Raw genomic sequence first — 25,132 nt, forward strand, 5'->3', positions numbered from 1 at the left:
GAGCCCCGGCGTCTCCGCGGCGTCCCGGTGTCTCCGTGGCGCCCCCGTCTCCGCGGGGTCCCGGCGTCTCCGTGGCGCCCCCGGCTTCGGTTCAGCGGGCCGCCGCGTCCTCGGCGGCCGCCCGGTGCGGGGTCGCCTCGCCGGGTGCGGCCTCGACGACATGCGGAGCCGGCTGTCCCGAAGTCTCTCCGGACGGAGTCGCCGAAGAGGGTGAGGCGCCGTCGTCCTTCATCGCCTTGGCCTCGCTCTTGAGGATCCGCATGGACTTGCCCAGGGCGCGGGCGGAGTCCGGCAGCTTCTTCGAGCCGAACAGCACGATGACGACGATCGCCACGATCAGCAGGTGCCAAGGTTCCAGTGCGTTGCGGAGCATGCGCCCACCCCTCTCTTTCGACGGATGGTGCGGCGCGCACGGCGGCCGCACATCCCGTATCAATTGCTATATTGCGCAACTGTACAACCAATGAGTGGGATCGGTCGTCCCCTCAGATATGAGCCGCAGCTACACGCGCACGCGCAAGACGACGATCAGCCGCCGGGCGAGCCCACGCCACCGCAGGACGACACCGAAGCCGCCCCGCCGTCCACGGGGCGGGAAACGCCGCGGCGCGACCGGGGGGCGGCGCAGGAACAGCCGCGGCCGCAGGCGTACGAGGGCGGTCCTGGCCGTCGCGGCGTCCGTGCTCGCACTGATCATGATCGCCGCCGGCTGGGCGTACCTCGAACTGAACGACAGCATCGACACCTTCGGCGCGGACGGCATCGCGCGCGACCGCCCCGAGCCGGGCTCGTCCAAGGGGCAGAACGTCCTCGTTCTCGGCTCCGACGCCCGCACCTCCGGCAACACCGCCCTGGGCGGTGGCAGCAAGGACGACACCGGCCGCTCCGACACCGCGTTCCTGCTCCACATCTACGCCGACCAACGGCACGCCGTGGCCGTATCCATCCCCCGCGACACCCTGGTCGACATCCCGCCGTGCAAGCTCCCGGACGGCAACTGGACCAGGACACGCGAGAACACCATGTTCAACGAGGCCTACTCGGTGGGCCGGACCCCCAAGGGCAACCCGGCCTGCGCCCAGAACACCGTGGAGAAACTGACCGGGCTGCGCGTCGACCACACGATCGTCGTCGATTTCAAGGGCTTCTCGCGGCTCATGGACGTCGTGGGAGGCGTACCCGTATGCCTGCCCCAGGACGTCTACCAGAAGGACCTCGACCCGGGCCGTGCCACCCGCGGCAAGCGACTGCTGCGCAAGGGCAGGCAGACCGTCGCGGGCCGGAGGGCGCTGGACTACGTACGCATCCGGCATGGCATCGGTGACGGCTCGGACATCGGCCGCATCAAGCGCCAACAGGCGTTCGTGGCAAGCCTGGTCAAGCAGGTGAAGAGCGAGGGGCTGACCCCGACCAAGCTGCTACCGCTCGCGGACGCCGCAACGAAGTCGATCACCGTGGACCCGGGGCTGGGGTCCGCCGACAAGCTGATCTCGTTCGCGATGTCGCTGAAGAACATCGACCTGCCCGACATCCGGTTCGTCACCGTTCCCTGGCGGTACGAGGGCCCGCGCGTCGCCCTCGTCCAGCCCGACGCCGACGCGCTGTGGCGCGCCATCAAGGACGACCGGACCATCGACGGCAAGGACGCCGGTGGCAAGGGCGCCGGTGGCAAGGGCGGCCGCGGGAAGAGTGGCACGTCCTCGCCCTCCGGCGGGACGGACGGGGCGTCGGAGACCTCGGTCCCCCCGAGCGTGAAGGACGACTCCCGGTCCGCCGACGACGACCTGTGTTCCGGCCTCTCCTTCGGATGACGGGCGCCGGGCGCCCGTGCGCCCGGGCCTCACGCCGCGCCGCGCCGACCCTCGGTCACCGCGGCGTGGCGTGACCGCAGGATCGCCAACGCGGCCGCGTACAGGGCGAGTACGGCCACCAGCAGCACGTAGTAGAGGGCGGGCAGCGCCGTCAGACCGAGCAGCGGGCCGAGCGGTGAGAGGGGCAGCGCCACTCCCACGGCGGCCAGGGCGACCGCCGCCCATCCGACCGGGCCCGGCGTACGCCCCCGGGCTGTGCTCCGCCCCGCGCGCAGGAGCAGCATCACCAGGGCCTGGGTCACCAGGTTCTCGGTGAACCAGCCGGAGTGGAACATCGCCGCGTCCCCCAGGGCGCCGGACCCGTGCAGCGCCAGCGCGAGAACGCCGAAGGTGGCGAGGTCGGCCACGGCGTTGAGGGCGCCGAAGCCCGTGACGAAGCGCAGCAGTTCGCGGGCGCGCAGCACGGTCGGGCGGCGCAGCACCGCCGGGTGCGGCCGGTCGTGGGCGAAGGCGAGTTGGGCCGCGTCGAAGCACAGGTTCTGCACCAGCACCTGCGCGGGGAGCATCGGAAGGAAGGGTAGGAGCAGCCCCGCCGCGAGCATCGCGATCACATTGCCGAGGTTCGATGACAGGCTGACGCGCAGGTACGTGGTGATGTTGCCGCTCGACCGCCGTCCCACTGCGACTGCATGACCGATCGCGGCGAGGTCCTTCCCGGCGAGCACCACGTCCGCCGTCTCCCGGACCACGGGCACGGCGTCGCGCGGTGAGATCCCGACGTCGGCGGCGCGCAGCGCGGGCAGGTCGTTGACGCCGTCCCCGAGGAAGCCGACGGTGTGCCCGCCGGTGCGCAGGGCGGCGGCGATCCGCGCCTTGTGCTCGGGAGCGCACCGTGCGAAGACCGTCGTGCGCTCGGCGGCTTCGGCGAGTTCGCGGTCGTCGAGTCCGTCCACGCGGTCGGCTGTGAGTACGCCGCCCGCGGACACGGCGATCCCCAGATCGCGGCAGGCGCGTACCGCCGTGCCCGGATGGTCGCCGGTGAGGACCTTGACGGTGACGCCCCGGCCGGCGAGTTCCGCCAGGGCGCCGGCGGCGGTGGGCACCACCGCGTCCCGCAGGGTGACGAAGCCGCGGAACGTCATGCCGCGCGCGTCGGCGGGGGAGGGGGTGCGGGAGAGGCGGGCCGGGCATGTGGCGGTGGCGACGGCGAGCACACGATGGCCTCGCCCCGCTTCGCGCGCGGCGAGGGCGAGCAGCCGTTCGCGCTCCTCCTCCGTCAGCGCGCAGCGCTCCAGGACCGTCTCGACGGCGCCCTTGGCGGCCACGGTGTTCCTGCCGAGCCGCCCCGGGGTCCGGACGACGGCGACGGCCAGGCGCCGCACCGGATCGAATGGTTCCGCCGCCACGCCCTCGTACGCGGTCACGCCCTCGTACGCCGCCGGGCCACCTCCGTGCGACGTCCGGCCGTCGTCGTTTGCCGCCGGGCCGCCCTCGTACGCCGCTCGGCCGTCCTCACCCGACGCGTCCAGGACCGCCTCGTCCAGGGCTTCCGGCGCGGGAAGGTCGGCGAGCTGCAAGGTCCACCAGGCGTTCACCGCGGCCCAGTGCAGCACCTCCGGATCCTCCCGGCCGTCCCCGTCCAGGGCGCGGTCGACGACGGGGCGGTCCCGGGTGAGGGTGCCGGTCTTGTCCAGGCACAGCACGTCCATGGCACCCAGGTCATGCAACGCCGGCAGCCGCCGTACGAGCACCTCGCGCGTACGAGCCAGCACCGCGGCCCCCCGCGCCAGGCACGTGGTGACGACGACCGGGAGCATCTCCGGGACCAGCCCCACCGCCACCGCGATCGCGAACGGCAGCGTCGCCAGGCCGCGCCCGCGCAGCGCCGCGTCGGCGAGCAGCACCAGCGGCGGCACCAGCAGCATGAACCGGACCAGGGCCCAGGAGACGCTGTGCACACAGCGGTCGAAGGCGCTCGGCTCGCGCCGGGTGGTGAGAAGGCCGTGAGCGGCGGCGAACCGTGTCCGCTCCCCGGTGTCGACCACCACCGCGGTGCCACTGCCGGACGCGACACTGCCGCCCTGGAAGCACAGTTGGGGCCGGCCGAACACACCACCGGCGCCCGCGCCCGCCGTGTCGGCGGCGTCCTTGGGAGCCGGTGACGACTCGCCGGTGAGCGCCGCCTGGTGCACGGACAGGCCGTACGACCGTAGGAGACGCACATCGGCCGGCACCAGGTCGCCGGGGCCCAGACGGATCACGTCGCCGGGGACCAGTTCGCCCACGGGGATCTCCCGCGCCACCGGCGCCGCGTCCGCGTCGGCACGTCGCAGCACCGTGGCCGTGCTGACGACCAGGTCGCGCAGGGCGGTCATGGACCGGTCGGCGCGGTGCTCCCCGTACGCGCGAAGGGCACCGCTGACCGCGACCAGGACGAGAACCACACAGGCGGTGCCCCAGGAGGCCAGGGCCGCCGACACCAGTCCGACGCACAGCAGCACCGCGGTGAACGGATCACGCAGGCTGCCGGCGAAGAGCCGAGGCCAGGACGGGCCGCGCCGGGCCGGAACCGTGTTCGCCCCGTAGCGGGTCAGGCGCTCCCCGGCCTCCGCCTCGGTCAGTCCGCGCGGACCGGCGTCGAGCCCCCGCAGCACTTGCAGGACGGTCGGCGCGCCCGGCCCCCCGCTCCTGGCGTCGGCGACCAGGGCGTACGGGGATGCCACGGCCTTCTCAGACACCGGTCCCGCGCACTGCTATGCACCGGTCCCGCGCAGCCGTGCCACGGAGGCCGAGGCTTCCCCGGCACGTGCGGCGAGCTGCCCGACCATCAGCCGTACGACGGTGACGATGTCGGGGTCGTCGACGAAATACACCTGTCGCCGCCCTTCGCGGCGGGCGCGCACGAGGCCGGCGAGCTTCAGCTTGGTGAGGTGCTGGCTGACGGCGGGCAGGGCCCCGCCCACGCGGTCCGCGAGACGGGTCACATCGCTCTCGCCCTGGGCGAGGGCCCACATGATGTGCAGCCGGGCCGACGACGCCAGCAGCCCGAAGGCCGCGGCCGCCTCGGCCAGAACCTCGGCGGACGGATCCTCGAAGCCATCGCCGCCTGCCGCCACAGCCTTCTCCCGTTCCGCCCCGATCGTCACCACCGCGTTCGCGCGCCCCAGTCTAGGCGCCCCGCCGTGAAAGCCGCGGCGCTCCACTGGGCGGTGCGGGGAGAGGGCTGCCGGGGCGCCGGCTGCACCGGCCCCGTCGAGTTCGCTGTACCGGGCGGCGGCGATCATGGTGCGCGCGCCCGCACCGGCGGAGCTCGACATCCGACTCGGTCAGGTGGAGAGGGGCCTCGTGAAGGGCGCGGAGGTGAGCCGGAACACGTCCCCTGGCCCATGCGCGCATTCCGGAGAGAGGCGCTGGGACGGGATGATCTGCGGTACCGGCCCTTCTAGGCCGGGTCGGTGCAGGTCGGATACGAGCGGAACACGTGAGCACACATCTTGATCACCATGTACGCGGCCGGATGCTCGTTGTGGACCCGGCGTTGGGCGAGCAGGCCCTGACGGAACTGGCCGCCCTCACCGACCTCGGCCTGGTGCCGACGGTCAACCTCCGACGCGTGGCGGACGCCGGACTCCGAGCCCGGATCGAGGCCGGCTGGGAGACGGTGGACTTCGACGGCTTCTCCGAGGAAGAGCTGGCTCTGCACCTCGAGGACGGAGGGCGTGGCCATCAAGCCCTGAAGTGCCGCGCCGGCATTCCGCTCACCCGGGCGGTGCTGGAGCGGGGGACGCAGGACGGTCTGCAGCGGCGCCTGGCGCTGGTCGGGCGGGCCGCTGCCGGATCCGACACCTTCGACCGCGTGGCGGCGCAGCGTCTGGGAGTCGCGATCCGGACGACGCCGGGAGCCAACGCGGCCGCGGTGGCCGAGTTGACCGTCGCGCTCATGCTCGACGCGCTCCGCGGGGTTGCGAGGCGGGGCGGCGCCCTGCGCGAGGGCTCGTGGAGCGCAGCGGTCGAGGACCTGCCCGCGAGCAGCCTCGCCGACGCGCGGGTGGGGCTGGTGGGTTCCGGGGCCATCGCCCGGAAGGTGGCCGAGTTGGTGCGCCCCTTCGGCGCCGAGGTCTGGGTCTTCGGGTCGCCACGGTTCACCCGGAAACGGGCGGCCGGGTGGCCCGGTCATCGGGTCGAGTCCCTCGCCGAGTTGCTGGCCGGCTGTGACGTGGTGTCGGTCCATGTGCCGGCCACGCCGCAGACCGACGGTCTGATCGGGGCGGAGGAGCTGCGATTGATGCGACCGGGCTCGGTCCTCATCAACACGGCTCGGGCGAGCGTGGTGCCGGAGGAGTCCCTCGACCGGGCGCTCCAGGACCCTGCCTCAGGACCCCGGTGGGCCGCGGTGGATGTCTTCGGAGTGGAGGGGCCCGGCTTCTCCTCGGTACTCGCGGACAACCCTCACTGCACCCTGTCTCCCCACGCCGCGGGCATGACCCGGTCGGCGATGCGGGCAGCCTCACACCGCCTTCTTCAGGAGTTCGCGCAATTCGTGAAGGAGAGCGGACTGTTGAGCGGCGGTCAGCGATGATGCCGGACAGGGTGTCCCCAAGGCGGCCCTCGACCGGGCGACGTTGCCAGCCGGGTCCTTCTGGCCGGAGGGCGGCTCGACCCGAGCTTCGTACTGCGGCGGAAGGACGGCGCTACGGGCAGTCCCGCGGGGCGGCCCGCGGAACAGCCGTACGCGCGGCCGCAGACGGTGAGGTGACGCATCAGCCCGGACGGGAAGCGCCCCGCAAGCGCTCCCGCTGTCGCTCGACCGCGGTCAGGGCGAGCTCGACTGCCGTGTCGTCGGCGGGAGTTGCCGCTTCCGGCCATGTCGTCGCCGTCCGCTGCCGGCCCACGCGCCGGCGCGATCGCTCCACGGCATCGGCGAACGCGTCCTCGTTCTCCTGGTAGCTGTGCGGTGCCGACGCGCGGGCCGCCATCAGGTGGTGGAGGCGTACGGCCGATTCGTCCTCCTCCAGATCGGAGAGCACGGGGATCAGATGGCGCAGGGTGATCCACAGATGGGTCCGGTTCCCGGTGTCCCGCCAGTGGCGCAGGGCTCGTGCGTACGTCGTCAGGCGCTCGACCGGATCGGTGCGCCGTCCCGGGAGCGTCTGCAGCGTGACCAGACTCGTCAGGGCGACACCGCTGAGGAAGTAGGCGCCGATCCGTGAGGCGATGTCATGACTGTGCGTCAGCTCGGCCAGGGCCTCCTCGGGAAGGTGCGGGATCTTCGCCGCGCCGGAGAAGTAGGCGGCGTAGGCGGTCACCAGAGGCGAGGGGAGCCGGCGCGCGCAGTCCCAGCCGCGCTCGATCCACGTGCGGCAGCGGGTCCAGTCGCCCGCGTAGCTCGTGGTGATGGTGCCCAGTCCCGCGTACTCCGTCTCCGTGACGACATCGCCGACCTCGCGTGCGAGCGTCCATCCGCGCACACACAGGTCGGCGGCCTCCTTCGGATGGCCCCGGAAGAGCAGGCAGTTCGCGAGTACGGCATGGGCGTGCAGGGCTTCGAGCTCCGTGGACGCGAGGGCCACGGCCTCCTGGGCACGCCGTTCGGCCAGCCGGAGGTCTGCCCGCCCGATGGCGGCGAGTGCCGCAGCCCCGTAGAGGTCGGGGGAGAGCGGGGGATGCGGCGGGCCGTGACGCCCGATCTCCTCCTCCGCCCAGCCGAGGATCTCGAAGTCGGTGCGGGCGAAGGCGTAGCGGCCGAACACGGAGGGGAGGGCGACCGAGGCGGCCCGGTCGTGCGCGTACGCCCACGCCCGTGCCGCCCGCAGATCGCCGGAGCACCCGGACAGCAGCGCGAACTGGCTGCCGTCACCGGTCCCGACGGACTGCGCGGCACGGCTCATCCAGCCGAGGGTGTAGCGGGCATGTGCCTCGCGGAGGGCCGGTTCCTCTCCCGCGGCGGCGAGTTGCTCCGCGGCGAACTGCCCGACGGTGGACAGCAGTGCGTGCTGCCGGTCCCCGACGAGCGGGCGGGAGCGGTGGACCACGAGCGACTTGCCGACGAGAGAGGCCAGAACGTGCGCGATCCGATCCGCCGCCAGGTCCTCGTCCGCGCACACCTCTTGGGCCCAGGCGACCGAGAACCACCCGGGGAAGACGGACAGTCGGCGGAAGACGATCCGTTCCTCCTCCGTCAGCAGGCCGTGGGACCAGGTCAGTACGCACCGCAGATCGTGATGGCGCCCCGCTCCGGACCGGCGCCCGTCGGTCATTTCCAGCGGGTCCGCCGCGCCGAGGGCCGCCTCCAGGCCCAGGGACGCGGCGGAGACCGCGGCCAGTTCGAGCGCGAGCGGCAGCCCGTCCACCCGCTCCGCGAGGACCTGGATCTGCCGCCGGGTCCGGTCGTCCTCCTCGACCGGCCGGTGCCCCGCCGACCGCATGCGGTCGGCGAGCAGACGGGCGGCCTCGGAATCGCCCCGCTCCCGCGCGACGGACAGGGGCGGGACGGCGACGATCTCCTCGCCCTCGACCGCGAGACGTTCGCGGCTGGTCGCCAGGATCCGTATGCCGGGGCAGTGCCGCAGGACGCGTTCGGCCACCTCCGCCACGCCCGCGACGACATGCTCGCAGTTGTCCAGGATCAGCAGCGCCTGCCGGCCGCTCAGCACGGAGACCAGCCCGTCGAGCGGGCCGTCGGCGGGCGGATCGGGCACATCCAGGGCGTCGAGGACGGCCGCGGCCACCGACCGCGGGTCGCCGAGGGAGGCCAGCTCGATCCAGTACGTGGAAGGGGGCCGGTCGAGGAGCGCTGCGGCCTCCATTCCCAGTCGTGTCTTCCCCACCCCGCCGGGGCCGGTCAGAGTGACGAGCCGGGAGCGGCTCACGGCGGACCGGACCTCGTCGATCTCGGGCTTCCTGCCGACCAGGGACGACAGCGCGACGGGAACGCGTGCCGATGACTCCGGCGCAGGCGGCGTGGCCGGTTCCGGCTGCCGCGCGGGCCGGGCCGGTCCCGCCTCGCCGCGCAGCAGCCGCACATGCAGCTCCCGCAGTTCCGCCGACGGCTCGATCCCCAGCTCGCCCGCCAGGCGACCCCGCAGCTCCTGGTACGCGGACAGCGCCTCCTCGACCCGCCCGCGGCAGGCCAGCGCCCGCATGCGCAGGGCGTAGGGCCACTCGCGCAGCGGCTCCTGCGCGGTCAGGGACTCGGCGGTCGCGAGGGCGGCTGAGACGTCCCCGGTGGCCAGCAGCAGTTCCACCCGCTCCTCGTCCGCCGCGACGCGCAGATGCTCCAGGGCCACGGCCCGGGGGCGGGCGAAGCCGTCGGCGAACTCCCCGAGAGCCGGCCCGCGCCACAGGCTCCCCGCCCGGTCCAGCAGGCGCAACGCGGCATGAGGATCCGCGTCCTTCACCCGGCGGGCCTCGCCGACCAGCCGCTCGAACACCACCGAGTCCACGTGCTCCTGCGGTACGTCCAGGGCGTAGCCGGTCGTGTGCGTGACCAGCACGGAACGCGAGGGACCCAGATGCGCCCTGAGCCGGGAGAGATGGTTCTGCAGCGCGGCGACCGGCTCGCCCGGTGGCGCCTCACCGGTCCAGACGCTGTCGATCAGCCCCTCGCGGGAGACGATCCGGCCCGGCGCGAGAAGCAGCCGGCTGAGCAGAGCGCGCTGGGGCCGGCTCCGTATGGGCAGCGGCCGGCCGCCGCACCGGATCTCCAGCGGGCCCAATATCGCGAAGTCGACTGTCATGGACTCATCCCGGTGCGCAGCCCTTGTCCGGTGTGCACCTCTCGAGGACACCGTCACGCCGTCGGCCAGGACCGTTCCGATCACGCCCGGCGTCCGCCCACAGTACGCCGCGGGGCACTGCTGCGGATCACCTCGCGCGGTGACGGTTCTTCTGCCGCAGGCGCGGCGACAGTGCCCATACGGATGGTGCGCGGCACCCCGTCGTGGCGGCCGGGATCCTGCGGGTGAGGGGAGTGGGAGAGGCCGCACGGGCCGAAGGGGAGTGGGGCGGGGGAGGCCGGCGCTGTCCACGAGCCGCCCTCCCCGTACGCCTCAGTCCTCGGGGCGCAGCAGCCCGCGCTCGTAGGCGCGGACCAGACGCTGCGGCACCAGATGTGTGGAGCCGTCGACGGTGACGGGCACGAGGTGCGGGGTCGTGGCCTTCCACTGTGCGCGGCGGTGACGGGTGTTGCTGCGGGACATCTTCCGCTTCGGAACGGCCATGGTGATCCTCCTCGGGGTGGCGAGCAGGACAAACGCTATATGAAAATGGGAACCATGAGCAATTAGCCTCGGTGGTGCAGCGCCCGCGCCGGCCCTTCCCGGGGATGGAAGGCCCGGCGCGGCCACGTTCGCCTCGGGACGCCGCGGTAGGGCGCCATGGCAACTACCGTGAAGAGCGCGGCCGTTGAAGTCGACAGGGGGCGGCCCGCGGCACTGGGCCTACGGTGCCGCAGTGTCGGCCGTGGGCACTCTGCCGTTGGGCGGCGTGACCTTCACGAGCCCGCGCTTTCGGTCTCCTGGGCGCGGGCGCCGGAGTCGGCCCCATCCGCCTCCCGGGCCGGGCGCCGTCCGCGCATCCCGTGAACGACCAGGGCCACCGCTACGATCACCACCAGCCCCGCCAGCAGCAGGGTGTCCGGGACCGACGTCCCGAGCCGCTGTGCCCAACGCTCCGCCGCGAACGCGCCATCGACGCCGAGCAGTCCCGGCAGCGCTGAAGTCCCGTCGTACAGCAGGAACACCGAACCGATGGCGATGAAGAAGATCCCCGAGGCCAGCGAAGTCGTGTGCAGCCGCAGGCGGCCGCTACGCAGCGGCCTGCCGCGCAGCCAGCGGCGGTTGCCCAGGTCGAAGCGCTCCCAGAGCAGGGCCAGCAGGAACAGCGGCGCCGCCATGCCCAGTCCGTACACCGCCAGCAGCACACCCCCGTACGCCGGGTTGCCGCTCACCGCAGCCACTGTCAGTACGCTGCCGAGGATCGGGCCCGCGCAGAAACCGGCCAGCCCGTAGACCGCGCCCAGCGCGTAGACGGAGGCGGCGGACGTGGGCCGTATGCGGCCCGACGCCGCCTGGAGCCGCCGGGACGCGAAGCCGAGCCCGAGTATCTGAGCCGCGCCGAAGGCGATGATCAGCCAGCCGCCTGCACCGATGAGCAGGTCCCGGTGGCCGGTGAACAGCCGTCCCGCATAGGAACCGGCCGCACCCAGCGGAACCAGGGTCGTCGCCAGGCCCAGATAGAAGATCCCCGTCCGGGCCAGCAGCCGGGTCTGGGACTCCATCGAGTACGCGAAGAACGCCGGAAGCAGCAGCGCGCTGCACGGGCTGAGCAGCGCGAGCAGACCGCCAAGGAAGGCGGCCAGGTAGCCGATGTCCGTCACTTGGCGCCGCCCTTTCCACCCGGCTGCTTGCGCGCCTCCTTCGCGGCCGCGTCGATGGCCTCGGTGAAGACCTCGTCGGGCTGGGCCCCCGCGATCGGGCGCCCGTTGACGAGGAAGGACGGCGTGCTGGTCGCGCCGAGCCCGTACCCCTCCTGCTGGTCGCGCCGTACGGACGCGCGCGCGGCATCGCTGTCGAGGTCGCGGCGGAAGCGCTTCAGATCGGCAACTCCGGCCTCGCGCGCCAGCGCGTCCAGGCGCTCGGCCCCGAACCCCTTGGCCTTGGAGTCCTCGTCGGCGTAGGCCGCGCGGTGGAACTGCCAGAAGCGGTCCTGCCGGCCGGCCGCCCAGGCGGCGCGGGCGGCGCGCTCGGAGTCCTCGCCGAAGATCGGCAGATTGCGCCACTCGATACGGAGGGTGCCGCGGTCGACGTACTTCCGTACGAGCCCGGGCTCGGTGTCACGGGCGAACTTCCCGCAGAACGAGCAGTCGAAGTCCGCGTACTCGATGAGGACGACGGGCGCGTCCTTGCGGCCCTGCGCCATCTTGTCCCCGGCCTCCCGGCGCGCGAGCGCGGCGAGGCCGGGATCGCCGCCGGACGGGGACTCGCCGGAGGCATCGGCGCCGGAGCCGGCGGACTCGGATGATCCGGAACCGGAGCCGCCGGTGGCGAACTGGGACAGGACGCCGAGCAGGAGCGCGGCGAGTACGACACAGGCGCCGATGACGACGGAGCGCCGGGAGGTCCTGCGGCGGGGTGGGGTGGCCGGAGCCATGTGTTCTCCTCGGAACGGTGCAGACGGCGGCGGCGCGCGCGGACGAAGCGGCGCACGGCCGACGGAAGGACAGGGCAGAACGGAGCGGGCTCGGGCGGGAACCGCCCGGAGCTGCCGTCTACACCCGTTGCACCACCGAGAGCTTCACCGGCGTGGAAGGCGGAAGCGGGGGGCCCGCAACGGCGGGAGGCGAGGTGAGGACCTGCGGCACGGCCCGGTCCTCGGGAACGGCCCGCTCACCGGCCAGTGGCCCGTGATCGTAGGAGGACCCGGTACGGGGCGGGACCGACGGCTGGGCGCCGTTGTCGTCCCGCCGGTCGTCCTGGCAGCCGGGGGTCTCCCCGCCGGACGTGGTGGAGAAGTCTGCGGAAGCACTCGCCGGGTCCGCGGCGTCCGCGACGTCCGTACGGTCTCCGCGCAGGTCCTCGACCCCGGTGTTGTACGTCCCGGCCGGCGTGTACGCGGCGGTGCGCGGGTCCTGCTGCGACGTCACGGCCGCCGAAGGCGGCTGTGCGGACGCGGCGGTCGCCCACGGCTTGCAGATCAGCAGAGAGGCCAGTGCCAGCAGCACACCCGCCGCAACGGCGGCCACGCGCCGTCGTGCCGGGGGAGTGCTGTGGTTCATGTGCCCGTTCTCTTCCAGGGAGTTGGTTCGGATGCTACCGGCCTGACGATGCGGCCGGACGAGGGGGCCCGTTGCCGCGGGCGCGGACTCCTCGGCGCGCGGACGGTCAGGACGGCGGCCTACGGTCCGGAGCCGTCACCGCCGTCCGAACCGTTCTGCGGGTCGTTCCCCGTACGGGGGCCGGGCTTGTCGCCGTCGTCGTCCTTGCCGCCTTGGCCGCTGTTCCCCTCGCTCGTGCCGCTGTTGCCGCCGCTGCTGTCCCCCGTGCCGCTGCTGGACGACGAGCCGGACCCCGACGGCGAGGGCTCGCCGGTGGGTCCCGTCGAATCGCCGGAGTCCTCGTCGGGCTTCGACGGCGCGTCCGGGTCCCCGCTGTTGCTGCGCGACGGGTCAGGGGACCGGTGGTCGTCACCCGCGCCACCCGAGTCGCGACCGGACTGCTGTCCGCCCGACGGGGAGGGGGCGGGCGTGTCGGGCTGCTGCCCGTCGTCGCCGCCGTCGGTGTCGTTGCCGCTGTCGTTGCCCACGATGCGGCCGACCGTGGTGCCACCCGTGCCGCTCGCCGTCGAGCCGGTGAGGAGCTCGATGACCGTGATCGTGCCCATGGCCAGGACGAACACGGCCAGGGCGGCGAGCAGTGAACGCCTCCAGCCGCGCAGCCTGCTGCCGTGGGTGGTGCCTTCGGTGTACGCCTCGGGCGCGCTGCCGGCCGGACTGCGCCCGGCCGGACCGTGCTCGAGGGACACCGGCTCCGTGGTACCCGTCGAGGAGGTCCCGCCGCGTACCTGAGGCAGCATGGTGGTGGCGTCGAAGGACGAGGAGTCGTGCGTCACATCGGCCGCCGCATCCACCCGCGGCATCATCCGCGTCGTCTCGATCTGCTCGAGAAGCCGCGTGCGGTCCTCGTCCGCCTCTCCGGTGAGCGGTGCACCGAGCCGGGGGAGTGCCATGGTGGGATCCGCGGTGCTGTCGGCGCTGCCGCCCGTGTGGCCGCCCGTATGGCCGCCTGTGCGATCTGTGCGATCGACGTAGCCCGGGTCGGCGACCGGAACCTGGCGCCCCTTGGGCTTGGCCTGTTCGGTCACGTCGCGGATCTGCTCACCGGTGCGCCTGAAGAAGTGCTGAAAGAGCGTTCCGCCTGTGCTCGCGACCACACTGACGACGCCCGCCCCCAGAACGGTGCCGTACACCCCCAGTTTTCCCGCGAGCAGCGCGGCCACAACGGCTGCGATCGCGCTGCCCGCGACCTGCGCCATGCTGAGATCGACGCGGCTCTCTTTCTCTTCGGCCTTGGTCTCGGCCCGCAGTTTCATGGTCAGCCTCAGAACGAACGTCCTTTTCTCCCTCTCTGCAGGGAGACCTCCGGAGAGCTCAAAAGGTTTCTGATGCGGACATAATGTGAACCTTGACACGCATGGAGCGGCCAACCGGGCGCAATGGATGGACAAGCGCTGATCGCCTCGATCCGGCCTGTTGACGAGCGCTGCACGACGCGTCATGGCCCGGTCGCTGCAGCGGACGGGGAATACGGCCTGCGGCGTGGAAAGGCGTCAACGGGTATTGCCCGAAAGGAAATCGGGTGGGGACCCGGCCCTGTGTGGTGGGGGGCACAGAAGGCAAGAGCCCAGGCTTTGGCGTTCCTCGCGTGCTGCTCACCTCACGCCGTACTCGCGCACGGCGGCACCGGCGCATTCCTACGGCATCCCGCACCGGCCCCGGCACGCACCTGGCGCCTCCACCCCTCCGGCCGCCGCTCACGGCACAGTGAGGACATGAACGCAGATGACAGCACCGCTCTGGCCCGGGGCCGCGTCGCGACCAGGCTGCCCGCCCAGGATCTGGAGCGGGCGCGTCGCTTCTATTCCGAGCGACTGGGCCTGGATCCCGTCGACGAACGTCCCGGCGGGCTGCTCTATCGCTGCGGAGGCACCGATTTCGTCGTCTTCCGATCGACCGGAGGGTCTCCCGGGACCTTCACTCAGATGGGCTGGGAGGTCGACGACATCGAAGCAGCCGTATCGGAACTCAAGCGGCGCGGTGTGGTGTTCGAGGAAGTGGACGTGCCCGGGATGCGTACGCGGGACGGGATCGCCGAGATCGAGGGCAACTACCCGAGCAAGGGTGCCCGGGGTGAGCGCGGTGCCTGGTTCCGTGACAGTGAGGGGAACATGCTGGGCGTGGGCGAGCCGGTCTTCTGACGCGATCCGAAGCCGGCGGCCCGAGCGGAGCGGACGCGCATCGCGTGCGCCCGGCCGCCGTACCGCCGCACGCGATAGTCACCTCTCTCAATGTCCCGATCGCGGGCTCCGGCCGGGAGCTCTGTCGTACGCCTCAGCAGTCACACCGGATACGGGACAACAACCCTTGGCCATGAACTGCGAGTTCCCGCAGTGGCTCCCGCAAAAGGCCCCCGTCGTAGGGCACTACTTCCTGTGTCGGCGGCCTCACCGCGGACGGTCGTGAGCCCAGGGTGAAGTCTCCGCCCTTATTGCCCCGGGGAAAGGCCCGGCCCCCGGCGCATGACGCCGCCGGGGGCCGGAAGCTCGGCTGAGAGGAAAGACCCTACGGGCCGGGACGTACGAGGGTGAGGCTGTTCACTCCGCGTACGGATTGCGGGTGTACTCCAGTGAGTAGTCGCCCTTGTTGTCGAAGTACTGGTCGATCAGATAGGCGGGATCCGTGGCGATGCTGCCCTTCTGCAGGTCGCTGCCGTCGTCCTTGTCGTCCCACGCCCACGGCGTATGCGCGGCGTTGTCCTTGCCGTCGTCACCGCCGAAGGCCCCGTACTCGGCGTAGGTGACCGGGTCGTGGCGGCGCTCCCACAATCCGCCCGGGGCGAAGAAGTCGACCAACTGATACTGCACGGAACGGTCGTTGCCGCTGTCGGGAACCTCGCCGGGGCCGCCGGGCGCCCCGGGGTAGTAGACGATGCCGTCACCGCCGTCGAACTCCTCGCCGTCCCAGCGGTAGGTGCCGTGGCCCTTGGCCTCCTGGAAGCTGGTCGGGTGGGAGTTGCCTTCGAGGGGCTGCGTGAGCAGATCGCCGTCGATGCTCTCCCGGCCCTCCGTCCATGTACCGCCGCGCGGGATGTACGAGTAGTAGTGGTTGTGCGCCTGGGAGATCATCGCCTCGAGCGTCCCGTAGGGCGTCCCGTCCTTGCGGACGACTTCCATCACGCCTTCCATGTCGTTCTCGTGCCCGCCGAACGGCTGCCAGTCGCGGGGGTGGAAGTAGGCGTAGGTGATGAACCAGTGGGTGCCGGTCTCCACGACGGAGTAGTAGACGGTGGCGTTGAGGCGGTCCTGGTGGGTGGACAGGGACTGCTGGTTGTTGCGGGTGTCCCAGTCACCGTCGAAGTCGACGGAGGAGAGGTAGTCCGCGGTCGGCTTGTCGTCGGCGGTGTCCTGGTAGTGGACGGGCGCCCAGCGCTGGGCGAGCTCCGCGTCGCTCGGCGCGGCCTCGGCCGTGGAGGGCAGGGTCAGGACGGTCGCGCAACACGTGGTGGCCACCAACCACGTCGCGAGGGCAAGGCGCCGGCGCCGCATGCGTCACTCTTTTCTCAAGGCGAGTCGGATGACGACCGGACGCGGCGCAGACCGACCGGGGCCGGGCCGGACGCGTCCGACGTGCGGGGGACGCTAACGCGCAGCCGGTGCCCGGCACATGAGTAATGCGTGCCTGTATTGCTCCCTCGCGGGTGGCCTGTGGGGCGCGAGGCCGGGGGCGGCGCGACCGCTTGGGGAGCAGGTACTCAACCTCGGTGCGCGATCTGGAAAGATCCGGGCGGCGGGTGAAAGGCTTCACCCATGGCGAGCATCGGACGTCGATCGATACTGACCGCGGCCGCCGCCGCGGTCGTGGGTGTGCCCCTCCTCACGACGGTGGCGAGCCGGGGCAACGCTTCCGGGGTGGCGGACGACCGTTACGGATCCAACACCGAGCTCTACCGGAAGCTGGCCGACCGGGAGGGCAGCGACTGGGCCCGGCGGTCCCGGCAGCCGTCCGGATCCGTCCGTACGACCCTCCTGGCTCCGCACGGGGGCGGCATCGAGGCCGGGACGAGCGAGTTGTGCCTGGGCATCGCCGGCTGCCGGCCGGAGCTGCCGAGCCGGCCGCTGTTCTCGGGCGCGGCCTACGGCTACTGGATGTTCGAGGGGCTCCGCAGCTCGGGGAATTCCGTCCTCCATGTGACCTCCGCGCACTGCGACGACCCGGTCGCTCTCTCCCTGGTGCGCAACGGCGACTTCGCGGTCTCGCTGCACGGCTGTCGCGCCGACCAGTTGACCGACGCCCCGGTCGACCCGGCCGGGAGCAAGAACCGGGCCGTGGTCGTCGGCGGGAGGGACGCGCAGCTCAGGTCAGCGGTGAAGCAGGCGATCCGCGGATCCTTCACCTCCGCCCAGATCACCGTGCTCGACGGCGAGGACGTCCCAGGACTGGACGGCGGGGATCCCGCGAACATTGTCAACCGCACCGCCACCGGCCGCGGCGTCCAGCTGGAGATGACCGCCGAGCTCCGCGACGCGATGTTCGGCGACGCGTCGAGTGCGGCGAAGCGCCGCGAGACCTACGACGCGTCCGGAGCCTGGTTCCGTGAGTTCTGCACAGCCGTCCGCAGCGCGATCGGCGGTCACGAGAACTGAGCGGGGACGGGTCTCGGTCCGACGGTCCCCTGGCCCGGGAGCAGAAGCCATGGAGGGGGCGGCGAAATTCAGAGGCCGAGGGCGCCGTGAGGGTTGTAGCCTTTCTGGATGAATCCGCAACATATGCCGCTTTTCTGTGACATCGAATTGGCCGAACGTATTGAGCGGGCCGAAGCGCAACTCATCACGAAAGGCAGTGAAGCCGCCCATCGCCGCAAGGGAGACGGCACGGGTTTTCTGAAGCCGATGTCGGGCGGAGTGGCCGCTTTTGCCGAGGACGACTCACCCCTCAACAAAGTCGCCGGAATCGGATTCGGCGGCGTACCGGATGCCGCTGCCCTCGATGAGATCGAGCACGCCTTCGCCGACCGCGGTGCGCCCGTGCTGGTGGAGCTCGCTCATCTGGCCGACCCGGCCATCGGGGCCCTGCTGACGGAACGCGGGTACCGGCTCACCTCGTACGAGAACGTGCTCGGCCTTCCGCTGGCCGGTGAGTACGCGCGCGTCGAGCCGGACGGGATCGACGTCAGGCCCAGTGGTGACGAGGAGTTCGAGCGCTGGCTCGAGGTCGTGGTGGACGGCTTCGCGCACCCCGACACGCAAGGCGTGCCATCGCACGAGGAGTTCCCGTACGAGGCGGTCGCCGCGGCGGTGCGTGACCTGGTGAGCGCCGCCGGAATGCGGCGCTACAGCGCACTGCGCGACGGGACCGTGGTCGGCGGGGCCAGCTTCCGTACGGCCGAGGGCGTCGCCCAGCTGACGGGCGCGGCGACGGCACCGGGCCACCGCCGACGCGGTGTTCAGACGGCGCTCCTGACGGCCCGGCTGGCCGATGCCGCCGCGTCGGGCTGCGATATCGCCGTGATCACCACTCAGCCGGGTTCGAAGTCTCAGGAGAATGCGCAACGCCAGGGATTCCACTTCCTCTACACCCGCGCCGTTCTGATGAAGCAGAGTTGAAAGGTCCCACGCCCATCAGACCGTGATGAGCGGCGCGGTGAAGGAGAAGCGCAACGACGTCCTGAGTTTCCACGGCGAGTGACGTCATCGAATCCAAGCGTTCCTGGCCGCATTGACGGGGAGGGGTCGAACCGGCGGGCCCGGAGCATGGCCTCACCTGTATTCGCGACAAGGGCACGGCACGGCTCCGCGGCAATCAGCGGCGGAGCCGTGCCGCCGTGCGCGCGCCCACCCCGCCCTGGTGAGTAATGCCTGTACGGTCCCGTTTTATGGTATTTCGTCGCGTCTCCCGTTCGCTGCGCCGGGCGTGCGTCGCCCTGCCGCTGGCCGCCGCCCTGCTCGTGCCCACCGGTGCTGCCGGGGACGAACAGCCCGTCCCGGAGCACCTGTTCGGCTCGGCCATCCGCACCATGCCCACCCAGGAGAAGGTCGTAGCGCTGACCTTCAACGCCGCGTGGAACGAGGAGGGCCTGGACACCGTTCTGTCCGTCCTGCGCGAGCAGAAGGCCGCGGCAACCTTCTTCCTCACGGGCGATTTCGCCGATCGCCTTCCCGAAGCCACCCGGCGTATCGCCGCGGCGGGCCACGGGATCGGCAACCACTCCCACACCCACCCGCACTTCGGCGCCCTCACTCCCGCCGGACGCGCGGCGGAGGTCAACGCCGCGGAGGAGGCCCTCCGTGCGGCTTCTGGCACCGAACCGCTGCCGTTCTTCCGCTTCCCCTACGGCGACACCACCCCGGCCCAGATCGCCGAGGTCAACGGACTGGGGTACGCCGACATCGAGTGGACCACCGACACCAACGGCTATCTGGGCCCGGCGGGCGGGATGACCGTCGACAAGGTCGTCGACCGCGCCCTGGCCGCCCTCACCCCGGGCGAGATCATCCAGATGCATGTCGGTCAGGGCACCGGCCAGGGCCCCGTCCTGGACGCGGAGGCGCTGCCCGAGATCATCGACGCCGTACGGGCACGTGGCTACGCCATCGTCGACCTGCGGACCCTTCTGACCGCCCCCGCGCAGCAGCGGGATGCCGACCTTCCGATGCCCTGGGCCCTTACGGCGGCCGGCCTCCGGTGAGAGGCGGCGCCTCCTCCTCGCAGGGGTGAGGCGGGCGGCGGTCGGCGCGCTCCTTCCGGTGGGCCCATGGCGCGGTGGCATGCGAAATCTGCATGAAAGTACGCAGGGGCGCATTGGACCGTATCTGTGCCGCGAGGTGAGGGTTGCGTTGCGGTTCCGCTCGCATTCGTGCGAGGGCGGGCGGAACCCACGTGGGGATAAGGGACTCCTTCAGTACAGATATGCCCGGTGTGCGGTGTTCATGGTGTTGGCCGTGCTCGTCATGGTCTGTGCCACTGCATGGGCAGAGGGGTCCTCAGCGCAGAGGGGGCACTTCTCGCGGGTCCGCGCGGCTTGCGGAAACCGGTCCCCGGTCGCTGCCCACCCCCGTACACGACCGCACGCTCACCCGTGCCTGGAGGAAGGACCGATGATGATCACCGGACACCCCGCCCACCGTGGCGCCGCCCGCACCTGTGCGGCCGGCCCGGCCGAGCCCGACGCCGGCGCCGCCGATCTCCTCGCGGCGGCTCCCCCTGCCGCCGTCTTCACCCCGGTGGCGTCGTGAATCGGCCGCTGCGGCACATAGCCGTGCTGTGCGGGGTGTTGGCGATGGCGGTGCTGGCACGGGCGACATGGGTGCAGTTCATCGAGCACAAGGAACTCGCCGAGCATCCGGACAACCGTCGCGTGCAGATCGACACCTTCGGGCAGCCCTTCGGCGACATCATCGTCGGTGGCAAGGCCGTGACCGGTTCCGCGGAAACCCCTGGCTCGGACCTCCGCTACAAGCGGACCTACACCGACGGCCCGATGTACGCGCCGGTCACCGGCTACCTCTCCCAGGCCCAGGGATCCACCCTGCTGGAAGGGGTGAACAAGGACCTCCTCGGCGGCACCGACGACCGCCTCGGGGCCACGCCGCTCGACATGCTGACCGGCCGGAAACAGCCGGGCGGGGATGTCGTCACCACCATCGATCCCGCCGCGCAGAAGGCCGCCTACCGCGGCCTCACAGACCTGGGCGCCAAGGGAGCGGTGGTCGCGCTCGACCCGCGCAGCGGCAGGGTCCTGGCGATGGCGTCCACCCCGTCCTACGACCCCACGGCCTTCTCCGGCCTGTCCGGCAAGGAGGGCAAAGCCTTCCTCAAGCTGGACAGGGACAAGGCCAAACCCCTGCACAACCGGGCCATACGCGAGGCCTATCCGCCCGGCTCCACCTTCAAGATCCTCACCGCGGCCGCCGCGCTCGACCACGGCACCGTCACGGACATCGACGCCCCGAGCGGCGCCCCCGCCCCGTACCGGCTGCCGCAGAGCACCACCCGGATCGGGAACGTGGTCCCCAACTCCCAGTGCGACGGCGTCTCTCTCAAGACCGCCCTGCAGTGGTCGTGCAACAACGTCTTCCTGGACACCGCCCACAGGATGGGCCAGAAGAAGATGCGGGAGACCGCGGAGAAGTTCGGTTTCAACGCCGAGCAGTTCACTCCGGTGCGTACGGTCGCGAGCACCTACCCCGACCACCTGGACCAGCCGGGGACAGCGCTGACCGGCATGGGCCAGGGCAGTGTGACCGCCTCTCCGCTGCAGATGGCCATGGTCACCGCGGGCCTGGCCAACGACGGCGCGGTCATGAAGCCCCATCTGGTCGACGAGTTGCGCGGCTCGGACCTCTCGACGATCCGGAAGAACGAGCCGGAGGAACTCGGCCGGGCCGTCTCATCCGAGACCGCGAAGACGGTGCAGGGGATGATGGAGCACACCGTCACCGAGGGGACCGCCGACAAGGTCGCCATCCCCGGCGTCACGGTCGGCGGCAAGCCCGGCACGGCCCAGCACGGCGCCGATGTGCGGGACCAGCGCCCGTACGCCTGGTTCGTCTCCTACGCCAAGAACGCCGACGGCTCGTCCCCGGTGGCGGTCGCGGTCTTCGTCGATCCCGAGGACATGAACATCTCGCGCTCCCAGATCGCGGGCGGACGCCTGGGCGCGCCGATCGCCAAAGCGGTCATGAAGGCCGTACTCGACCAGTAGGCGGCCCTGCGGCAGGGTGATCTTGTCGCTGACCGCAGGGTCCCGTGGTCCGGGGCTGAGGTCACTGGTCTCAAGTCGACCTGAGGAGGGGTGAATTGGTTGCGGTGGTGCTCGTTCACGGCCTGTATCACCGTCCCGAGCACTTCGCCGTGTTGGCGGAGAGCTTGCGGACCGCAGGAACCGAGGTCTTCGTTCCTGAGCTCCACCGGGGCTCATTGCTCGCCGACACAGCCGCGGTCCAGGCTGTGATCGACGCGCTGCACGAGCCTCCGATCGTGCTGGGTCACTCCTACGGGGGGTCGGTGATCACCGGGTTGCGCGGAGCAGGACACTTGGTCTACCTGGCGGCCTTCGTGCCGGATGCCGGCGAGAGTGCTGCCGGTCTGGGTGGGGCGTCCGCGCAGCTCCGGGACGCGATCAGGCCGGAACCCGACGGCTGGACCAGCCTGCACCCCGATCGGGCCGCCGCCATCCTCTACGGCGACTGTCCCGAACCTCTCGCCGCCTGGGCGGTCGACCTGCTGCGCGCCCAAGCCCCCGGCTGCGGGCGAGGAGTTCCGGAGCACCACGGTTGGAAGCGCACTCCCTCCACGTACGTCGTGTGTGCACGGGACCGGGCCATCGACCCGGGCCTGCAGCGGAGGATGGCCTCGCGCTGCACTGACGCGCACGAGTGGCGGACGGGCCACTCCCCGTTCGTGGGACAGCCCGGTCTCATCCGTGAACTCCTGCGGAACGTCAGCCACCCCAGCTCTCGTACGGGTCACCGGGTGCCGGGACCGGCCTGGCCCGGTCGACGTCGATGAACGGGATGACGCCACCGTTGATGGGGTCCTTGCCCCGTCGGCCCGTGTAACTGCCGGAGACTTCGAGCCAGGTGTCGGGCTGCAGGACGGGGGGAGTGCGTCCGGACAGGCCGATCTTGACCGGCTGGGCGTCGGCAGCACAGCAGTTGAGGACCATCCTGGTCAGGTAGGGACGTCCGCTGCGGTCGACGGTGATGAAGCCCCTCAGCGAGATCCGCCTGTTGTCGAGGGCGCGTCCGTGATCGTAGACAGCACGGCCGGCGTAGTCGACGACGTCGAGGCGGAGAGGGTCGCCGGCGGGGAGGGCGGGAAAACCCCAGGGCTCTTGCAGCGCCGTGCCGGTGCGCATCGCGCTGTAGGAGCCCAGAGCGGGCGGGGCGACCAGGACGAGGGCGAGCAGGGGCAGGACCATGAGCCAGGAGACCGCCGGTTCGCGATGGGCGTGGTCCGGTCGGCGACCGGGATTGCGCTCCCGCCGGGGCTCCCGGCCGCCCGGGGCCGATCGGGAGCGCCGTAGTTCGTACCAGACGGTTGCGACGGCGGTGGCGATGAGGACCGCCCCGGCCACGACCAGCAAGGGGCGCAACCCGGCCTTGACATAGCGCAGGTACTGATCGCTGAAGCCGGTACGCAGCAGTGCCGCGCCGAGGAGGAAGAGCAGGGCCGCCTGCGCCTCCCGGTTCACAGGACGACCGCCCCGACGAGGGCCGACATCAGGACGGCCAGCACGAAAGTGACAGGAGCGAACCGCAGCGCGAATCCGCGGCCGAACGTGGCGGTCTGCATGGCGAACAGCTTGAGGTCGATCATCGGCCCGACGACCAGGAACGCCAGCCGGGCGGTGAGCGAGAACTGGGACAGGGACGCGGCCACGAAGGCGTCGGCCTCGGAGCAGATCGACAGCAGCACCGCGAGAACCGCCAGGGCGAGGATCGACACCACCGGGCTGCCGGCCGCGGCCTGCAACCAGGCGGCCGGTACAACGGACTTGAGGGTGGCCGCGGCCATCGCGCCGACCACGAGGAAACCACCGGCGTGCAGCACGTCGTGGCGTACGGACGCCCAGAACGCCGCCCCCTTGCCCAGGCCGTCCAGCGACGGATGGGCGGGTTGCCGCACCCAGTCGGCCCGGCCCAGCCGCTGCCACAGCCAGCCCATCGCGCACGCCACGAGCAGACTCGCCGCGAAGCGGGCGAGGACCATCTCCGGATTCCCGGGAAAGGCCACGGCGGTGGCAGTGAGCACGATCGGGTTGATCGCCGGGGCGGACAGCAGAAACGCCAGCGCCGCCGCGGGTGGGACACCACGGCGCACGAGGGACCCCGCCACCGGGACGGAAGCGCACTCGCAGCCGGGCAGGACCGCCCCCGCCATCCCGGCAGCCGGTACCGCCAGGGCCGTTCGCCGCGGCAGCGCGCGGGTGAAGAACGACGGCGGGACGAACACCGCGATGACAGCCGACAGCAGCACGCCGAGAACGAGGAAGGGCAGGGCCTGGACGACCACCGCGACGAAGACCGTCATCCAGCTCTGCATCACCGGCGCGGACAGTGCCCGGCGGATCGGCCCCTGCAGCGCCACCCCCAAGAGCAGGAGCATGGTCAGGACGAGGGACGAGTTGAACTGCCGGCCCGGCGGATCGAGTTCCTTGCCGCGGCGCGTCCGGGTCGCCGCCGATTCCGTAGCGGTCACAGGTGAATGTCCTCCGGCAGGGTGTGCATCGTCGGGCGGACCCTCGGGGTGGGTCCCTCTTCACCATCAGTACGCCCGTCACGGGACAGAGGCTCACTCCTCGTCCGGTCTCTTGCTCGCAGTGGCCCGGGTGCAGTGGCCGGATGCAGGGCCTGGATGCAGCGGACCGGAGCGGGCCCGCGACCTACGGACGGCACGGGCACCCCTCTCGATCCCGCTCACCCGGCCACAAGCTCCCTGTGTTGGCTGACATCGTGCGCGTGGCCGGTGTGTGGGCGGGCACTCGGAGATGGAGCGCTCAAGATCCAGGGGCTTGAGCGCGGGTGGCCTCCGCAGAGGACGAACGGCCGGCGGGGCCACGTAGGACAGGGGGTGGGCTCCGGCGCAGCATCTGGGGAACCCGGAGCCCGCCGCCTGCTCCCTCGGTCCGTGAAGGGGCCGGTTGCGGTGGTGTCGGTGTCGCGCTCATACCGTTGCTTCTGGCCCTGGCGCCCCTCGGCCGCTCCGAGGAGTCGACGTTCGGTGGCTGCCGCCGCAGAGCGCTTTCCGACCTGACCGGGCACGTCTGAACCGGACTGTTCGTGTGCGGAAGCACGGGTGTGTGCCGTGAGGGCGCAGGCCCGCTCCGCTATGCCCGCGGCCCGCGCCGGCCGTCGGCTCATCGGGCCGCTCGCCCGCGTCGACGACGCCCCGGGCCGGCCGGGCAGGCAATTGATCGCGACGGGGGAGGGGGACGGAGGACGGGCGGCGGCCGGGCGCGGCGGGCTTCGGGCGAGCGCTCCCCGTGGGCCCGGGGGACCGGCGGCCGCCGCAGCGGCAGGATCGGTCCGGACCGCGCTGGAGGGGCCGGACCCGCATGATTCAGGCCCCGGACCCCGCACCGAGCAGGCTCCGTACTCCCTGGGGAGTACCGGCAGCGGCCTCCCGGCACCCTCCCTGGAGTACGCATGTGCCACCTGTGGCTGGATGTGCAGAGCCCTCACCGCGGGCCAGCCTGGATATTGGCAATGTTCCTCGCACGATGATGCGGGAGGTTCCTCATGACAGCCCGGGATGTGCCTATGGAGAGCTTCTTCGAGCCTCCCGGGCGCGCAAACGCGGAAGTCGTGCCGGTGGAGCGGTACGGGTCCGTGGAGGAGGCATCGTCGGGGTGGTGGGAGGTGACACTGCCGATCATCACAGCGGACGGCCATCCAGGGACCCACACCTTTGTCACGTGCGCCGCGACCGCGGACGAAGCGTTCAATGCCGCTGTGCGCGATGCCGTGACACCGAAGGCCCGGCGCAGACGGCGCGATGCCGACATCGACACCACTGTGGCGTTCGTCGTTCCGCGATCCGAGTAGAC

The 25,132-nt window shown here is 71.7% G+C and carries 22 protein-coding genes and 1 pseudogene; 10 read left to right on the top strand and 13 right to left on the bottom strand.

What is annotated here, in order from left to right; genetic code table 11:
* Positions 1 to 91 precede the first annotated feature (91 nt).
* Both tatA and ACGFNH_RS29725 read right to left on the bottom strand, forming a co-directional pair.
* On the bottom strand, positions 92 to 373 hold the full coding sequence (tatA, locus tag ACGFNH_RS29720; RefSeq protein ID WP_393658975.1) for a Sec-independent protein translocase subunit TatA: 282 nt from the start codon (positions 371 to 373) through the stop codon (positions 92 to 94).
* A 129-nt stretch (positions 374 to 502) separates the two neighbouring features.
* Entirely contained in the window at positions 503 to 697 is a 195-nt protein-coding gene (locus ACGFNH_RS29725; protein WP_393658977.1) for a hypothetical protein, read from the bottom strand.
* On the opposite strand from ACGFNH_RS29725, the pseudogene ACGFNH_RS29730 reads away from it, so the two are divergent.
* Positions 696 to 1,736: pseudogene (locus tag ACGFNH_RS29730) on the top strand (LCP family protein); the annotation flags it as partial. The gene ACGFNH_RS29725 and the pseudogene ACGFNH_RS29730 sit on opposite strands and share 2 nt — an antisense overlap.
* A 104-nt stretch (positions 1,737 to 1,840) precedes the next feature.
* Here the strand turns inward: ACGFNH_RS29730 and mgtA are convergent.
* Together mgtA and ACGFNH_RS29740 are read right to left on the bottom strand one after the other, a co-directional pair.
* The gene (gene mgtA / locus ACGFNH_RS29735; RefSeq protein ID WP_393658979.1) at positions 1,841 to 4,534 is read right to left on the bottom strand and encodes a magnesium-translocating P-type ATPase; all 2,694 of its coding nucleotides are present in this window, start codon (positions 4,532 to 4,534) and stop codon (positions 1,841 to 1,843) included.
* Between the two features lie 30 nt (positions 4,535 to 4,564).
* Positions 4,565 to 4,927 carry an ArsR/SmtB family transcription factor gene (locus ACGFNH_RS29740; protein ID WP_393659211.1) on the bottom strand — a complete coding sequence of 121 codons (363 nt, stop codon included), beginning with the start codon at positions 4,925 to 4,927 and terminating at the stop codon, positions 4,565 to 4,567.
* 365 nt (positions 4,928 to 5,292) lie between these two features.
* On the opposite strand from ACGFNH_RS29740, the gene ACGFNH_RS29745 reads away from it, so the two are divergent.
* The gene (locus tag ACGFNH_RS29745) at positions 5,293 to 6,390 is read left to right on the top strand and encodes an NAD(P)-dependent oxidoreductase (RefSeq protein ID WP_393658981.1); all 1,098 of its coding nucleotides are present in this window, start codon (positions 5,293 to 5,295) and stop codon (positions 6,388 to 6,390) included.
* 181 nt (positions 6,391 to 6,571) lie between these two features.
* Here the strand turns inward: ACGFNH_RS29745 and ACGFNH_RS29750 are convergent, their stop codons facing one another.
* The 6 genes from ACGFNH_RS29750 to ACGFNH_RS29775 all read right to left on the bottom strand — a co-directional run bounded on the left by ACGFNH_RS29750 (position 6,572) and on the right by ACGFNH_RS29775 (position 13,898).
* Positions 6,572 to 9,547 (bottom strand): BTAD domain-containing putative transcriptional regulator, encoded by a 2,976-nt coding sequence (locus ACGFNH_RS29750; protein WP_393658983.1) that lies wholly within the window; start codon positions 9,545 to 9,547, stop codon positions 6,572 to 6,574.
* Positions 9,548 to 9,859: 312 nt separating this feature from the next.
* Positions 9,860 to 10,030 carry a 50S ribosomal protein L32 gene (rpmF, locus tag ACGFNH_RS29755; RefSeq protein WP_393658985.1) on the bottom strand — a complete coding sequence of 57 codons (171 nt, stop codon included), beginning with the start codon at positions 10,028 to 10,030 and terminating at the stop codon, positions 9,860 to 9,862.
* A 272-nt stretch (positions 10,031 to 10,302) separates the two neighbouring features.
* Positions 10,303 to 11,187 carry a cytochrome c biogenesis CcdA family protein gene (locus tag ACGFNH_RS29760; RefSeq protein WP_393658987.1) on the bottom strand — a complete coding sequence of 295 codons (885 nt, stop codon included), beginning with the start codon at positions 11,185 to 11,187 and terminating at the stop codon, positions 10,303 to 10,305.
* The gene (locus tag ACGFNH_RS29765; RefSeq protein ID WP_393658988.1) at positions 11,184 to 11,960 is read right to left on the bottom strand and encodes a DsbA family protein; all 777 of its coding nucleotides are present in this window, start codon (positions 11,958 to 11,960) and stop codon (positions 11,184 to 11,186) included. The genes ACGFNH_RS29760 and ACGFNH_RS29765 overlap by 4 nt, the downstream gene beginning before the upstream one ends.
* Before the next feature lie 118 nt (positions 11,961 to 12,078).
* On the bottom strand, positions 12,079 to 12,585 hold the full coding sequence (locus ACGFNH_RS29770) for a hypothetical protein (protein WP_393658990.1): 507 nt from the start codon (positions 12,583 to 12,585) through the stop codon (positions 12,079 to 12,081).
* Positions 12,586 to 12,704: 119 nt separating this feature from the next.
* The gene (locus tag ACGFNH_RS29775) at positions 12,705 to 13,898 is read right to left on the bottom strand and encodes a hypothetical protein (protein WP_393658992.1); all 1,194 of its coding nucleotides are present in this window, start codon (positions 13,896 to 13,898) and stop codon (positions 12,705 to 12,707) included.
* Between the two features lie 459 nt (positions 13,899 to 14,357).
* Here ACGFNH_RS29775 and ACGFNH_RS29780 point away from each other — a divergent pair, with 459 nt between their 5' ends.
* Positions 14,358 to 14,783 carry a VOC family protein gene (locus ACGFNH_RS29780; protein WP_393658994.1) on the top strand — a complete coding sequence of 142 codons (426 nt, stop codon included), beginning with the start codon at positions 14,358 to 14,360 and terminating at the stop codon, positions 14,781 to 14,783.
* Positions 14,784 to 15,179: 396 nt separating this feature from the next.
* Here ACGFNH_RS29780 and ACGFNH_RS29785 read toward each other — a convergent pair whose 3' ends face one another.
* The gene (locus ACGFNH_RS29785; protein ID WP_393658996.1) at positions 15,180 to 16,130 is read right to left on the bottom strand and encodes a hypothetical protein; all 951 of its coding nucleotides are present in this window, start codon (positions 16,128 to 16,130) and stop codon (positions 15,180 to 15,182) included.
* Between the two features lie 261 nt (positions 16,131 to 16,391).
* Here ACGFNH_RS29785 and ACGFNH_RS29790 point away from each other — a divergent pair, with 261 nt between their 5' ends.
* The 6 genes from ACGFNH_RS29790 to ACGFNH_RS29815 all read left to right on the top strand — a co-directional run bounded on the left by ACGFNH_RS29790 (position 16,392) and on the right by ACGFNH_RS29815 (position 22,092).
* Entirely contained in the window at positions 16,392 to 17,228 is an 837-nt protein-coding gene (locus ACGFNH_RS29790) for a poly-gamma-glutamate hydrolase family protein (RefSeq protein WP_393658998.1), read from the top strand.
* 108 nt (positions 17,229 to 17,336) lie between these two features.
* Positions 17,337 to 18,188 (top strand): GNAT family N-acetyltransferase, encoded by an 852-nt coding sequence (locus ACGFNH_RS29795; protein ID WP_393659000.1) that lies wholly within the window; start codon positions 17,337 to 17,339, stop codon positions 18,186 to 18,188.
* Positions 18,189 to 18,457: 269 nt separating this feature from the next.
* The gene (locus ACGFNH_RS29800; RefSeq protein ID WP_393659002.1) at positions 18,458 to 19,270 is read left to right on the top strand and encodes a polysaccharide deacetylase family protein; all 813 of its coding nucleotides are present in this window, start codon (positions 18,458 to 18,460) and stop codon (positions 19,268 to 19,270) included.
* A gap of 409 nt (positions 19,271 to 19,679) precedes the next feature.
* Complete coding sequence (locus ACGFNH_RS29805) at positions 19,680 to 19,817, top strand: hypothetical protein (protein ID WP_393659004.1); 138 nt, start codon at positions 19,680 to 19,682, stop codon at positions 19,815 to 19,817.
* The gene (locus tag ACGFNH_RS29810; RefSeq protein WP_393659006.1) at positions 19,814 to 21,286 is read left to right on the top strand and encodes a peptidoglycan D,D-transpeptidase FtsI family protein; all 1,473 of its coding nucleotides are present in this window, start codon (positions 19,814 to 19,816) and stop codon (positions 21,284 to 21,286) included. The genes ACGFNH_RS29805 and ACGFNH_RS29810 overlap by 4 nt, the downstream gene beginning before the upstream one ends.
* 95 nt (positions 21,287 to 21,381) lie before the next feature.
* A complete protein-coding gene (locus tag ACGFNH_RS29815) occupies positions 21,382 to 22,092 on the top strand; it encodes an alpha/beta fold hydrolase (protein ID WP_393659008.1) in 711 nt (236 codons plus the stop codon).
* Here the strand turns inward: ACGFNH_RS29815 and ACGFNH_RS29820 are convergent.
* Positions 22,025 to 22,777, bottom strand: a complete 753-nt coding sequence (locus ACGFNH_RS29820) for a TIGR03943 family putative permease subunit (RefSeq protein WP_393659010.1) — start codon at positions 22,775 to 22,777, stop codon at positions 22,025 to 22,027. The two genes, ACGFNH_RS29815 and ACGFNH_RS29820, sit on opposite strands and share 68 nt — an antisense overlap.
* A complete protein-coding gene (locus tag ACGFNH_RS29825; protein ID WP_393659012.1) occupies positions 22,774 to 23,784 on the bottom strand; it encodes a permease in 1,011 nt (336 codons plus the stop codon). Before ACGFNH_RS29825 ends, ACGFNH_RS29820 begins: the two co-directional genes overlap by 4 nt.
* A 1,160-nt stretch (positions 23,785 to 24,944) precedes the next feature.
* On the opposite strand from ACGFNH_RS29825, the gene ACGFNH_RS29830 reads away from it, so the two are divergent.
* The gene (locus ACGFNH_RS29830) at positions 24,945 to 25,130 is read left to right on the top strand and encodes a hypothetical protein (RefSeq protein ID WP_393659014.1); all 186 of its coding nucleotides are present in this window, start codon (positions 24,945 to 24,947) and stop codon (positions 25,128 to 25,130) included.
* The last annotated feature ends 2 nt before the right edge of the window (positions 25,131 to 25,132 follow it).

This window comes from Streptomyces sp. NPDC048639, from assembly GCF_043199075.1.
Classification (GTDB): domain Bacteria; phylum Actinomycetota; class Actinomycetes; order Streptomycetales; family Streptomycetaceae; genus Streptomyces.